This window comes from Acinetobacter sp. V102_4, from assembly GCF_031799005.1.
Classification (GTDB): domain Bacteria; phylum Pseudomonadota; class Gammaproteobacteria; order Pseudomonadales; family Moraxellaceae; genus Acinetobacter; species Acinetobacter calcoaceticus.
Genome location: NZ_JAVQNR010000051.1, coordinates 305,996 through 318,543, shown reverse-complemented (window position 1 = coordinate 318,543; position 12,548 = coordinate 305,996). Strand labels below are relative to the sequence as shown.

Genomic DNA, 12,548 nt, shown 5'->3' with positions numbered 1-12,548 from the left:
CTATTTCTATTTTAGTTTAAGCACGCACAATGATCTCGTAACCCGTATATTTACGAACATTAATAACACCAATATCAAAGATTAAATATTGACCTTTAATACCCTGTAATACGCCGCGAATTTTTGGAGTTTTATCCAAATTTAGAGACTTAATTTTTTCAGGGTACTGCTCAACAGGGTAAACAAACTCACGTGGTAGCTCATCTTCTAATAACTCAACGGTTTCGTTAAATTCAAGATTTTGGCTAAATTCCTCACGAATCGTTTGAATTTTGGGCGCAAACTCTTCGATTAACTGATCACGTTGCTCAGTTAGTTTTAGAGGTTCAGCTTCCCCTTTAAGGAGTTTACGCCAATCAGTTTTGTCAGCAACTAAAGGACCAAACATTGTTTCAAGCTGACCCGATAAACGACGTGATCCAACTTTCATAATTGGTAAGGCCTGAGTTGCACCTTGATCTAACCAACGACCTGGCATATGACTAACACGGGTAATACCAACTTTCAAAGCGCTAGAATTTGCTAAATAAACAATATGAGGTTGAAAACAAACATTGTGGGCAAAGTCATCTTCACGACATGTACCTAAGTGGTAATGGCATGTTTCTGGTTTCATAATGCAGAGGTCACATTCCGCTTTCGTTTTAAAACATTTAAAGCAGTGACCTTGAGAATAAGATTTTGGTGTTTTAGTGCCACAAGAGGTGCAATAAATATTACCTGTCCATTCGATCTCTAGTTCTTGTCCTAAATTAAAAGGAAGATCAATTTCTGAACGGTCTAATACAAATTTGTATTCAACATTTGCCTTGGTTGTCTGTTGATCAGTTACACTAGCATCTTTTAGGCCTGCATGCATTTTATGGCAAATGCCTTGTAGTTCCATAAAGTTTAAACTCACATCTTTCAATTAAGGGTTGCAGTCATGGCTGAACAAAATGTCATCGCTTCTATGCTAGACGATTTATCAAAAGAACAGCCCATTCATACTGCACTTTGTATTGGCCAAAAAATTGACCGGAATCACGCAATTCAATGGCACTATTTTACCGTAACTGAGCTTTTAAGTCTGCCTTTTACTCAGCGTTATGATTTGGGTTTTGTATTATTTGATACTGATGAAATGCAGAACATAACTGAAGTACAAAAATCACAATTATTAGTAAAGCTACGAGATTTATTAGCAAAACGAATTGTTGTGGTGAGCAAACGAAGTGATGAACAGTTATTACGTTCCCTAGGCTTCACACAACTGATTGATAAGACTTCGCATGATAGTGATTTTGCTTTATGGCAATTTAATATATTGACCTATAAACATGTTCCAGATTGGTTTAATTCAAAGTTTTGGGCAAACCCAGAAAACTGGAATAAATTCCGTTGGTAAAAGAGCATTAAATCTCTTTCAAAATTTAACAATTTGGTTTTTGCTGTCTGAACAAGAATCCGCGTATGCTCATGTATAAACCATACATAAGAGTTACATATGACAAATTTAAGCAGCATTGTTGAAGTTTTGGCTAAGCAGGCATTAGGTGGGAACCAGCAAGCATCAGGTCAAGGCGGTTTGGGCGGAATTTTAGGTTCAGTACTTGGACAAATGGGTGGTAATACTTCTTCTGGCACTCAAGGGGGCCTTGGTGGAGTATTAGATTCTGTATTAGGCCAAGTGACTGGCAATAATAATGCACCTCAAGCAGGTGGTGGTGTACAAAGTTTATTAATTGCGGTTGTGCCTTTAATTTTAGGTTGGGTTCAGCAACAAGGTGGTTTGCAAGCTGCTTTAGAAAAGTTAAAAGGAGCAGGTCTAGGTAGCCAAGTTCAAAGCTGGGTTGACCCAAATCAAAGCAATAGTGAGGTTCCTACTCAGCAATTACAAAGTCTATTTAATCCAGCCGACATTGAACAAGTTGCAGAGCAAGCTCAAGCTCCAAAAGAACAAGTTTACGGTGCAATTGCTTCAGTCTTACCTCAAGTCATTGACTCATTAACACCTCAGGGTGATAGTACAAATCCTCAAGAAGCAAATCAGGACATTCAAAATGTGATGAATCTTGTGAGTGGTTTCTTGAAATAAGATATAGGTTGTTAAAAAAGCCGATAAAATTGATATCGGCTTTTTTATTTTTATAATTAAATCAGAGATGACTGATTAGAAATTATATTCGATACCTGTACCAACAACAGTTTGCTTGTCGTCATCATTTAGCCAGTCGCGTTTTTGCTGAGCAACAATGCCGTAGAAGCGAGCTTGTTTGTTGATTTGGTAATCAAGACCTAAGCCATACAAATCAATTTTACGATCTGCTTGACCACTTACTTGTGTTTCAGCAGAAGCGTATTCAGCTTTCACTTTAAGTTTAGTATTTGGAATTTTATAAGCCGCTGTAACAGCATAAGCTTCTTCTTCTAAACCGCGGTATGCTTTACCAGCTTTGTCAACTGCACCATCTGATTTATATGTTTGACCATATGCAGTCAAGTCATCAGTAGGTTCAGCATGTTGCCATAAAGCACCTACAACAAAGCCTGATTTTGCGATGTCATAAGAACCCGTTACACGGTAAGCATCTGTATAAACATCTTTCAGACCGTAAGCAGCATATTTACCTTTAATACCGAAGTCACCAGCAGCAGCCACTGCTAAGCCAAGGTCTTTGTTTTCATAACCAAGCGCAGTTGACACAGAGTCAAAGCTGTCATTTTTGCTGTCTTTACCAGTTTCACCTTGTTTGCTATCTGAGGTGCTTTCACCAGTTTGAGCCATGATATTGAAAGTTAAACCCGCTAATAATTTAGGGTCTAATTCAAAACCAATCACGTTGTCTAAGCGGTTTTCGCCGTACATGATGTTGGTAATATCTAAACGTGTATCGTCATTAAAGATGTCTTGGTTACCACCAGCAGCAGTTTTGAAGTAAGAATCGTACTTACCTACTTTTAATGTACCAACACCATCAGTTTTTAAACCGATAAAACGGTTACGAGCGCTAAGATCAGTATCTGAACCTGAACCATCAGTAGAAATTGCCCATTCAGCTAAATAAACAGCAGATAGCTTGTCAGTTAATTTCTCTTCGCCTTTTACCCCAATGCGAGAAGAGTTTGAGTTAACTTCAGTAACGTCACTTTTTCCATCGAAATTTTTATTGTCAACTTGGTTAATAGAAACATTCAGTTTGCCATACAAAGTTGGCGCTGCTTGCACCGCGTTTATGCTCAAAGTTGCAACTGCGGCAGCGAGTAGCAATTTCTTCATTGAGATTTCTCCAAAAAGTATTTAAAAATGGCGTATGCCTAGTTAACTATTTATTTTGTAGTTGACTTATGTACAAAAAGTTACAAAAGCTCACCAACTTGCTAAGCAGTATCGGCAAACTTTGTGACAGGGGCGTGAAAAATAAATGACAGTTTTATGACGGTTAAAATTTAGAAATAAATTAATTATTTTAATTTTTTATAGTTTTTAGACGAAAAAAAGCGGAGTCAAAACTCCGCTTTAATGAATTAAAAATCAAAGAGCTGCTTTAATTTTTTCAGCTAATCCTTTAATTTTTTCTTGGTCACCTAACTCTACAGCATGGCGTCCAAGTTGATGCACATTTGTAGGAATAAGGTGAAAATGAACGTGCGGAACAGTTTGTCCTGCCGCTGCTCCAGAAAGTTGCATCAAGACAATACCTTCTAAATTGAGGGCTTTTTCCATTGCTTTGGCAATTTTCTGAACAATTTGTATGGTATATGCGGCTGCTTCTGGAGGTAAATCAAGGAGCGTGACAGCAGGTGTTTTTGGAATAACTAATGTATGACCATCGGCTTGAGGCATAATATCCATAAAAGCTAGAACTTGATCATCTTCATAGATTTTTATCGCTGGAAGTTCATCACGTAAAATTTTTGCGAAGATATTTTGATCATCGTATGCCATGTATTATTCCTTTAAAAATTATTTACATTTCAATTCTTTCTGACGCTCTTTAATAGCATCAAGACGTTGTTGCTCTTTGTCAGAAAACTTTGGTTTTGTCGTATGACAGTTTTCATTACCATATTTTTCTTTTGCATCAGGATCTTTAAAACAAAAGCCTTTTGATGCATAAATCAAATTATAATCGTCTTGCAATTTCTGACATTCTTGCTCAGGCGTTGCAGCTTGAACATTTAAACCAGCAATGCTCACCATGCCAGTAAAGACTGCAACCATAAATTTATTCATGAGCGTTTCCTCAGTTAAAGGTATGAACCTGTACTCAATATAAGGTTTATTACCAATATTTCAATGACTATTAATTACTCAAGTGTCATTTTGGTTGATAATTTGTTCACAATATAAATAAAAACTTTATATATCAACTATTTATAAAAATCAAATAAAAACATAAACTTAAGAAAAATTATATATATTTTTTCAGAATTTGATTCTCGTTTTAATCTACTTTAACTGTTATTTATAAGAGAAAAATATACTTCTGGTTCGGTTGATAATATATAAAAAATTGTAGGAAAAGATGAGATTTTATAGCTTTTTCATTTGCTAAATAGACGGCTTAAGTTTGAAATTGGGTCAATGAAAAAGAAATATATCAATGACATTATAAAAATACAAAGCGTGATAATTATCACATTTTTGTATTTTAGGATTAAGTGGAATTCACAGGGCCCATTTTAATTTAGACGGAAATGGGCTTTTTCTTTTGATATCTAAAATATAAATAAACCAAAATTGATCTTAGTTTACAATTCAACTGAAAGATGTATTGATTTTACATGTTTTAGCTTCTATTATGTGATCCTTAATTGCTGCGTTTGATAGTTTTTTGTTTTTGTAACCCATTTCTAAAATTGAAATGGGTTTTTTTTTTAGTCTTTTTAATATTCATTATGCAGCTTATTAAAATTAAGCATCTTTAATAAGCTGCTATCTAAAAGATTAAATTTATTGCAATGTGATTTTGGTCCATGCTTCATACATTTTAACTGCCGCAGAGAAGTCACTATTGTCTTCAGCAGTTAAATGAGCAGCTTGGATTAAACTTTGTGTTAATGACAAAAGTGGAGCAGGTAGCTTTGCTTGATGGACTAAATCCAAAGCAATTCCTGTATCTTTGGCAAGAAGCGGTAAGCCAAAAGTCACTGGAAATTCACGACTCAATACACGCTGCGGGAATATAGTCTCTGTTACCAGACTTTTACCACTTGAAGCATTAATGCACTCTAATGCTTCGTTCAAACTTACCCCATGTGCTTTGAGTGCACTAAAACCTTCTGCAACAGACCAAAGGTTGACCGCGAGTAGCATATTATTAACTGCTTTTACTGCAAATCCAGCACCAGACTCACCAACATTTTTAATTAATTTACCTACTGCTTGCAGTGCCGGTAACGCGCGTTCGAAAGCTGCTACATCACCGCCCACCATTACAGTTAAAGTTGCATTTTCAGCACCTATTGTTTGACCACTTACTGGAGCATCAAGAAAATCAACATTCAATTGTTTTAATGAGCTTGCTAATGCGCGGGCAGAGTCAGGAACCCCACTTGTACAGTCTATCCAGATTGCCCCAGATTTAATTTGTACATTATTAATAAGTGCTTCTACATCAGTGCTTGTCGGTAAACATGAAAAGATAATATCTGCTTGTACCGCTTGCTCTAGTGGGGCAGCCTTTGTGCCATATGCTATTGCATGTTGTTTGGCTTTTTCGAAATTTCGATTCCATACATAGACAGTATCGAAGTGTTTCGGTAAATGTGCTGCCATACGGTAGCCCATTGCACCCAAACCAATAAATGCAACAGATTGACTCATGACCTTGTCCTTAAATTTGTGTTGAACGTTCGGTCAGCCATTTTGCCAGTTGTGGCCAAAACTCCAGAGCACTGGCCTGACTCGACATTAGGCCTAAATGACCGCCAGGGATGAGAGTAAACGTGACATCTTGGCTGCTTGTCAATTGACTTAATGGAGAAGCAGCATCAGCAGTCACCAACTGATCACTACGACCCGCGCCAACTAAGAGAGAGCAATCTATATTTTTTAATTCGATTTTCTTATCTTCTAATTGAATAAAGCCACGTTTTAGTGGATTTTGCAGCCAGACATTAAACAACATGTCCTGATTAATCCCACCTGGGTAATCAATCATATTATTTAAAAAGCTACTTAAGGTTGCATGCTCTTGTACAAATTGCAGGTCATCAAGATTTTTTAGCAATTGAACATGCCCATCAAACCAGCCTTTAGGATCAAGAATTTTAAAGCCTAATGAATTTAAAATTCCGGGACTATGAATCAGACGTTTTGGCAATCCAGAATAAATACGGTCCTGAATTTTTTTGTTACGACCAATAAGATGATTCATGTTTCGGTAGAGTTTGCCAATATAGCCAGATGCATAACTATCAATTGGACTACCAAGAACAATCAGGTTTTTAATATAGTTAGGTTGGTTAAGCGCAGTATATAAAGTGACAAATATGCCAGCCATACTCCATCCATGCAGTGAGATTTGTTCACTTCCTGAATGAGTGCGGACAATTTCTATCGCTTTAGGAATGAAATCTTCAATAAATGATAAAAAGTTAAGATGTCTATCTTTAAACTTTAAACTTCCCCAATCGACCAAATAGACATCGAAACCAGTATTTTGGAAATATTTAATAAGAGAGCGGTAAGGATATAAATCATATATCGCCATATTAATGGCGAGTGGAGCAATAAATACTAAAGGCTCTTTAAATCTTTTTTGTGTTGCTGCGTAATAGCGAATACGGGTTTGATTGAACTCTCCAATGACTTCATAGGGAGTGCTTTGTGACAGAACTAATGTTTTTGGGTGAAATAGTCGGGCAGAAAGATGCTTCATTTGACTTTGTTCAGAGACAAGGGACTTTAAGCGTTTCATCTTGCTTTACCAACTATTTACTAAAGATTGAATAAAGTCTAAGCGATAATTTTAAGGTTTACCTTGACCTTAAATACATTAGACACTCAAAATGATGATAGTTTTTAGTACATGACCAGTAAAGGCGAACATTTAATGAACCAGTCTGATGATTTAGAATACCAACTTGATACCTTAGCCATTCGTACCGGACATACTCGTAGTTTTGAAGGTGAACATGGCGAACCAATTTTTTTGACATCATCTTTTGTATATGAAAATGCAGAAGAAGCTGCAGCAAAATTTTCTGGTCAAGTTCAAGGAAATATCTATTCTCGTTTTACCAATCCGACTGTATCGATGTTCGAAAAACGTTTAGCAGCTTTAGATGGTGCTGAACGTGCTGTTGCGACAAGCTCTGGAATGGGCGCGATTTTGTCAGTTACTATGGCATATCTCAAAGCGGGTGATCATGTTATTTGCTCAAGAGCAGTTTTTGGTTCAGTTGTTGCCTTATTTGAAAAATATATTGCCAAGTTTGGTGTAGATATTACATTTGTCGATTTATGTGATTTAGACGATTGGAAAAAGGCAGTACGTCCAGAAACTAAACTTTTATTTGTTGAGTCACCGTCTAATCCTTTAGCTGAGATCGCAGATATTCAAGCGCTTGCAGATATTGCACATGCGAATGGCGCATTACTTGCAGTTGATAACAGTTTCTGTACGCCTGTTTTGCAGCAACCATTAAAATTTGGTGCAGATCTTGTCATTTACTCGGCAACTAAATATTTAGATGGGCAAGGGCGCGCATTAGGCGGTGCCGTTGTTGGTAATCATCAGTTGTTAGAAGAGGTTTTTGGTGTTGTCCGTACGCTTGGACCATCAATGAGTCCATTTAATGCATGGATTTTCTTAAAAGGCTTAGAGACTTTACGTTTGCGTATGAAAGCACACTGTGAAAGTGCTCAAATTCTTGCAGAATGGTTATCTACTCATGAAAAAGTAGAAAAAGTTTACTACGCTGGTTTACCAGCTCAAGAAGGTCATGAACTTGCTGCCAAACAGCAAAATGGTTTTGGCGGGATCGTTTCTTTCGTAGTTAAAGGCGAACGCGAAGGTGCTTGGAAGGTTATTGATAATACTAAGTTTATTTCAATTACGGGCAACTTGGGCGATGTGAAGTCAACAATTACACATCCTGCAACGACTACACATGGCAAACTTTCTGCTGAAGCAAAAGCTGCTGCGGGTATCCAAGAGGGTCTAATACGCGTATCGGTAGGCTTAGAAGATATTAATGATATTATTCGTGATATCTCACGTGGTCTGGATTTAATCTAATTATCTCGATCGAAATAATTCTCTTTTGTTGTTTTGTTTATCAAACCATCTCTTTAATCGAGATGGTTTTTTATATTTAAATGTTACTCAAATTTCAGAATTGCAATAAAAAACCTACATTTTTGTTTAAATGAGGGCTAAGAGCACAAGGTATAAAGACTTTAAATTTAATTAAAAGAAATGCGAGTTTTAAAATGCTTAAGCCTATTGCTATTGTTGTTGTGGTGGGGGTAATCGGGGTAGTTGGATACAAATTGCTGACCAAACCGAATCAGAACCCAGTAAATGAAACAACCTTATTGATTAACAACGCAGAGAAGTCGGTGCAAGAAGCAGATAAATCTATTCAAGAAGCAAATACTTCCTTTAAGAAAGTCCCTTTAAGTGAATATAAAACAATTGATAAAGGGTTACAGGCATCTCAATAGTGAAATAAATTTTTATAAGTCTTTAATGTATAACTTTTAAGCGTTTATGAAGAGGATCTAAGTTTAATCATGCCACTCATGTAGCTACTTGAAATAGAGCTAGAGATACTGATAGAAAACATTAGTCTATTGTGTCAGAATTACGGATTAATTTGAGTTCAATGCGCTAATCTGTATGGATTTTAATCACATGGGTTGGTTCAATGAGATTAAGTTTTTATAAAGTATTACCAGATAACCAATAATACTTTAAAGATTTGATAGAGATACGGAGTAAAGTTATGAATATCAATATGCTCATGCAGCAAGCGCAGCGCATGCAAAAAGATATGGAAACAAATATAAAAAAGGCGAAAGAAGAGCTTGCCCAAACTGAAGTCCAAGCAGAAGCTGGTGGTGGTTTGGTTAAAGTAACCATGAATGGTCGCTATCTTGTAAAACGTATCGAAATTAACCCTGAATTACTTCAAGATGAACCAGATATGATTGAAGATTTGATTGCTGCAGCGGTAAACGATGCTGTGCGTCAAGCAGAAGTTATTTCAGAAGAAAAAATGCAAAAAGCGAATTCTGGTATGGGCTTGCCACCTGGCTTAGCGGGCATGTTCTAAGGAAGTTCTGTGTTTAGTGATAGATTTGAACAACTCGTTCAAGCTTTACGTATATTGCCTAGCGTTGGTCCGAAGTCGGCTCAACGTATGGCATTACATCTTTTGATGAAAAATCGAGAAGGTGCGTTCGCATTAGCTCATGCTTTACATGAAGCTTCAAGTTATATTCATGAGTGCAGCGTGTGTCATTCTCTAACTGAAAATGAAATTTGTGATATTTGTGCCTCAACTGAGCGAGAAGATCAACTATTGTGTGTAGTTGAATCACCAGCAGATGTAATGGCGATTGAGCAAAGTGGTAGTTTTCGAGGTAAATACCATGTTTTAGGGGGACATCTTTCTCCTTTGGATGGTATTGGTCCAGAAGAAATTGGTATTCCTTATCTGATTCAGCGCTTAAGTCAAGGCACTATTGAAGAAGTGATTTTGGCAACTAATGCGACTGTAGAGGGGCAGGCAACCGCTCATTATTTGGTAGAGGCGACTAAGCACTTACCTATACACATGACGCGTATTGCTCAAGGTGTACCGCAAGGTGGTGAACTTGAGTATGTTGATAGCCATACCTTAAGTCAGGCAGTTCATAACCGTATGAGAATGAAATAAGCATTCCGATGCTTATTTCATTGATGCGATATAAAATTGAATTAAATTTATTAATTTAGCTATTAAAGGCAAATATTATTTTGTCTTTAATTACAAAAGATCTTTTAAATAAAATATGAAAGCACATAAGAATGAAAAAGATCTTAGAGATTTTAAAGAATGAATATTTGGAGTTAACTTTAAAAGTATAAATAAAAGATCAAAAAATTATCTATTTTCGAAAAATTGTTCAAAAATAGAGTATTCATAAAGGTTTAAGTGGTAATTTCCTACTTCTATGTTATATATACCAGAGTTCTAAGCACTCTTTGCATTTACTTGAGAAAGCATGTTTCAGTTTATCCAACAGCAAACCGAATTGGTTGATGTTCTTCAAAAAATGGATCAATGTTCGATATATGGACTTGATACAGAATTTATTAAGGTTGACACACTCTGGCCTAAACTTGGGGTATGCCAAGTCAATGTAAATGGTAATGTCTATCTGTTGGATGGTGTTTCATTAGATCTAAGTCAGTTTTGGAAAAAGATATTTCTCGCACAGCAAAATATTTTTCATGCATGTGGGGAAGACATCGATCTAATCTATCATTACGCTGATCAAGAAGATCTTCTTAATGTGTTTGATACTCAAGTAGGTCTTTCTTTCTTAGGTCACGGACTACAAGTGAGTTACCAAGGCGCTTTAAAGCTTTGTCTTGATATTGACATTGAAAAAGATCAAACAAGATCCGATTGGTTGGCTCGGCCTTTATCGCCTCAGCAACTCTGTTATGCAGCCAATGATGTTCTATATATAATGAAGTTAGCTCATCATATTCAAGAACAACTTAAGCAAAAAGGGCTTTATGACTATGTTCTTGAAGATTGTAGTAGTTTAACTAAAGAAATTATTAGTGAAACGCCTACAGAGTTACTCTATACCGATGTTGGTAATTATCGTCATTCGCGCCGTCAATTGATGCAATTGCAAAATTTAAGTGAATGGCGTGATTACATTGTTAAAGCGACGAATCAGCCACGTAGTTTTATTCTTAGAAACTCAACCATGATTGATATGGTTGAAAAGAATCCACGTAATAGTTTTCAACTCTCGCAAGTTAAAGATATTCGCCCAAATGTAGTTCGTGAATATGGAAAAACGATTCTAGAATTACTTAAAGATTTACCTAATGAAAGTGAATGGCCAACAAGAATTGCCAAACCTTTTAAAGTAACATCTAAAGAAACTTTAAATAAAATGGATATGGTACTTGCCCATGCAATAAGTGAAACTTCTATTCCTAAAGAAGTATTACTTAGAAAAAAATGGCTAAATGCAATTCATCAACATGTTCTTTCTCAAGGGGATGAACAAGATTTACCTGATTATCTTTTGGGTTGGCGATATGAATTGTTAACTCAACCATTAATTCATTTATTTCAAGAAGAAAAAGAAAGTCTATCCATTTAAAATGGGTTGATAGTTAAAATTTAAAGGGCTCATCTTCGTGATGGGCCCTTTTAATTAAGGATAGTGAATGGCTTAAAGTTTAAATTGAGTAGTTTTTATTTAAAATAATAGATATTTAACGTTAATAGTTAATAAAATAAATAATTATATTAGTTATATTAAATAATTAACTTATTTTAAAAGTTAGTAAAGTGATGAATTGAATGGGGTTTAATTTGTAAAAGTGATAATGAATTAAATTAACTGATTCAATGAGAAAAATTCAATTGATTAAACATACAGGTCTGTATATTCTTGGATACAAGAAAAACAATTTCAATATGAATAATATATAACTATAAGTTTGTTTCAGTGCAGAAATAAGAAAGCCGACCCAATTGGGTCGGCTTTTTATTTTTTAATGATATAGCTCAGTTAAAATGTCAGTAGGTTATTAAATTTTAAAAATTAAGTATTAATCTTCTACGGATTTTTTGTGAATGAAGCAGCAAGTTCAGCTACAAGTTCTTCAGCTTTTTGAAAAGCATTTTCTAATGACTTTATATGTCGTTCATCTGCAAACTCTTGATATTCTGAGGCAATTTCATAAATTTTCTCTACACCTAAATATTTACTGAGTGTACGCAGGTGAGGTACAAGATGATTCATATTGTGGCGAATTCCATCTTTCTCAAAACCAAACTCTCCACTAGACGTGATAATGATTAAAATTTTTCCAGATAAAAGAGGTTGTAAAGGGAAGTCTCCTCGAGCAAGGTCAAAATCAAATGTTTTATTAATCCGAATAATTTGGTCAAACCATGCTTTGAGTTGAGCAGGCATACCGTAATTGTACATAGGAGAAGAAATTAGAATGATATCTGAACTCGAAACCTCCGCTATTAACTGATCGGATATTGATAAGACATCACATTGAGTTTGTGTTCTTTTATTTTCAGGTGTGAATACGGCATCAATCCAGTCCTGAGTAATAAATGGAGGCGAATTCATTCCTACATCCCGATAAATATACTCATCCATAGGCCTTTTATTTTTCCATAAACTGACCAATCGGCTGGCAATACTTTTTGAAATAGAATTATGATTTGGATTGGGGTTAATTGCAGCTCGTACGCTGGCATCTATATGTAACATTTTGCTCATCATAAATTCCATAAGGGTTAGGAGTTAATTTATTCTGAGTTTTAAATGAGAAGTAGACAAACGAGAAAATTACAGCTAT

Annotated in this window: 14 protein-coding genes; 7 read left to right on the top strand and 7 right to left on the bottom strand. The window is 35.6% G+C overall.

Annotation, left to right across the window (positions count from 1 at the left end; all coding sequences use genetic code 11):
• Positions 1-16: 16 nt before the first annotated feature.
• A complete protein-coding gene (locus RMB13_RS17285; RefSeq protein ID WP_311085912.1) occupies positions 17-886 on the bottom strand; it encodes a DUF2797 domain-containing protein in 870 nt (289 codons plus the stop codon).
• A 39-nt stretch (positions 887-925) separates the two neighbouring features.
• On the opposite strand from RMB13_RS17285, the gene RMB13_RS17280 reads away from it, so the two are divergent.
• On the top strand, positions 926-1,387 hold the full coding sequence (locus RMB13_RS17280) for a DUF6231 family protein (RefSeq protein ID WP_311076966.1): 462 nt from the start codon (positions 926-928) through the stop codon (positions 1,385-1,387).
• 99 nt (positions 1,388-1,486) lie between these two features.
• Entirely contained in the window at positions 1,487-2,077 is a 591-nt protein-coding gene (locus RMB13_RS17275) for a YidB family protein (RefSeq protein WP_311085911.1), read from the top strand.
• Between the two features lie 75 nt (positions 2,078-2,152).
• Here RMB13_RS17275 and RMB13_RS17270 read toward each other — a convergent pair whose 3' ends face one another.
• The 5 genes from RMB13_RS17270 to RMB13_RS17250 all read right to left on the bottom strand — a co-directional run bounded on the left by RMB13_RS17270 (position 2,153) and on the right by RMB13_RS17250 (position 6,905).
• Positions 2,153-3,259: a porin gene (locus tag RMB13_RS17270; RefSeq protein ID WP_281833634.1), complete on the bottom strand. Its 1,107-nt coding sequence runs from the start codon at positions 3,257-3,259 to the stop codon at positions 2,153-2,155.
• A gap of 255 nt (positions 3,260-3,514) precedes the next feature.
• Complete coding sequence (locus tag RMB13_RS17265) at positions 3,515-3,928, bottom strand: HIT family protein (protein WP_004642705.1); 414 nt, start codon at positions 3,926-3,928, stop codon at positions 3,515-3,517.
• Between the two features lie 18 nt (positions 3,929-3,946).
• Positions 3,947-4,216, bottom strand: coding sequence for a YARHG domain-containing protein (locus RMB13_RS17260; RefSeq protein WP_003651599.1), 270 nt, complete (start codon positions 4,214-4,216; stop codon positions 3,947-3,949).
• Positions 4,217-4,936: 720 nt separating this feature from the next.
• Positions 4,937-5,809: an NAD(P)-dependent oxidoreductase gene (locus tag RMB13_RS17255; protein WP_311085910.1), complete on the bottom strand. Its 873-nt coding sequence runs from the start codon at positions 5,807-5,809 to the stop codon at positions 4,937-4,939.
• Positions 5,810-5,819: 10 nt separating this feature from the next.
• Complete coding sequence (locus RMB13_RS17250) at positions 5,820-6,905, bottom strand: alpha/beta fold hydrolase (protein WP_311085909.1); 1,086 nt, start codon at positions 6,903-6,905, stop codon at positions 5,820-5,822.
• A 135-nt stretch (positions 6,906-7,040) separates the two neighbouring features.
• On the opposite strand from RMB13_RS17250, the gene RMB13_RS17245 reads away from it, so the two are divergent.
• The 5 genes from RMB13_RS17245 to RMB13_RS17225 all read left to right on the top strand — a co-directional run bounded on the left by RMB13_RS17245 (position 7,041) and on the right by RMB13_RS17225 (position 11,326).
• Positions 7,041-8,228 carry an O-succinylhomoserine sulfhydrylase gene (locus RMB13_RS17245; RefSeq protein WP_026056107.1) on the top strand — a complete coding sequence of 396 codons (1,188 nt, stop codon included), beginning with the start codon at positions 7,041-7,043 and terminating at the stop codon, positions 8,226-8,228.
• A 194-nt stretch (positions 8,229-8,422) separates the two neighbouring features.
• Positions 8,423-8,656, top strand: coding sequence for a hypothetical protein (locus RMB13_RS17240; RefSeq protein WP_005040939.1), 234 nt, complete (start codon positions 8,423-8,425; stop codon positions 8,654-8,656).
• A 281-nt stretch (positions 8,657-8,937) separates the two neighbouring features.
• Positions 8,938-9,267, top strand: a complete 330-nt coding sequence (locus tag RMB13_RS17235) for a YbaB/EbfC family nucleoid-associated protein (RefSeq protein WP_004642711.1) — start codon at positions 8,938-8,940, stop codon at positions 9,265-9,267.
• Positions 9,268-9,276: 9 nt separating this feature from the next.
• A complete protein-coding gene (gene recR / locus RMB13_RS17230) occupies positions 9,277-9,873 on the top strand; it encodes a recombination mediator RecR (protein WP_017390620.1) in 597 nt (198 codons plus the stop codon).
• A 328-nt stretch (positions 9,874-10,201) separates the two neighbouring features.
• On the top strand, positions 10,202-11,326 hold the full coding sequence (locus RMB13_RS17225; RefSeq protein ID WP_017390621.1) for an HRDC domain-containing protein: 1,125 nt from the start codon (positions 10,202-10,204) through the stop codon (positions 11,324-11,326).
• A gap of 462 nt (positions 11,327-11,788) precedes the next feature.
• Here the strand turns inward: RMB13_RS17225 and RMB13_RS17220 are convergent, their stop codons facing one another.
• Positions 11,789-12,472, bottom strand: coding sequence for an NAD(P)H-dependent oxidoreductase (locus tag RMB13_RS17220; protein ID WP_311085908.1), 684 nt, complete (start codon positions 12,470-12,472; stop codon positions 11,789-11,791).
• Positions 12,473-12,548: the final 76 nt, after the last annotated feature.

What these genes read in the sequence shown, in the direction of transcription:
- RMB13_RS17220 (WP_311085908.1), bottom strand. Translation starts at nt 12,472, where the DNA reads ATGATGAGCAAAATGTTACATATAGATGCCAGCGTACGAGCTGCAATT.
- RMB13_RS17235 (WP_004642711.1), top strand. Translation starts at nt 8,938, where the DNA reads ATGAATATCAATATGCTCATGCAGCAAGCGCAGCGCATGCAAAAAGAT.
- RMB13_RS17245 (WP_026056107.1), top strand. Translation starts at nt 7,041, where the DNA reads ATGAACCAGTCTGATGATTTAGAATACCAACTTGATACCTTAGCCATT.
- RMB13_RS17265 (WP_004642705.1), bottom strand. Translation starts at nt 3,928, where the DNA reads ATGGCATACGATGATCAAAATATCTTCGCAAAAATTTTACGTGATGAA.
- RMB13_RS17255 (WP_311085910.1), bottom strand. Translation starts at nt 5,809, where the DNA reads ATGAGTCAATCTGTTGCATTTATTGGTTTGGGTGCAATGGGCTACCGT.
- RMB13_RS17250 (WP_311085909.1), bottom strand. Translation starts at nt 6,905, where the DNA reads ATGAAACGCTTAAAGTCCCTTGTCTCTGAACAAAGTCAAATGAAGCAT.
- RMB13_RS17260 (WP_003651599.1), bottom strand. Translation starts at nt 4,216, where the DNA reads ATGAATAAATTTATGGTTGCAGTCTTTACTGGCATGGTGAGCATTGCT.
- RMB13_RS17280 (WP_311076966.1), top strand. Translation starts at nt 926, where the DNA reads ATGGCTGAACAAAATGTCATCGCTTCTATGCTAGACGATTTATCAAAA.
- RMB13_RS17225 (WP_017390621.1), top strand. Translation starts at nt 10,202, where the DNA reads ATGTTTCAGTTTATCCAACAGCAAACCGAATTGGTTGATGTTCTTCAA.
- RMB13_RS17275 (WP_311085911.1), top strand. Translation starts at nt 1,487, where the DNA reads ATGACAAATTTAAGCAGCATTGTTGAAGTTTTGGCTAAGCAGGCATTA.
- RMB13_RS17285 (WP_311085912.1), bottom strand. Translation starts at nt 886, where the DNA reads ATGGAACTACAAGGCATTTGCCATAAAATGCATGCAGGCCTAAAAGAT.
- RMB13_RS17240 (WP_005040939.1), top strand. Translation starts at nt 8,423, where the DNA reads ATGCTTAAGCCTATTGCTATTGTTGTTGTGGTGGGGGTAATCGGGGTA.
- RMB13_RS17270 (WP_281833634.1), bottom strand. Translation starts at nt 3,259, where the DNA reads ATGAAGAAATTGCTACTCGCTGCCGCAGTTGCAACTTTGAGCATAAAC.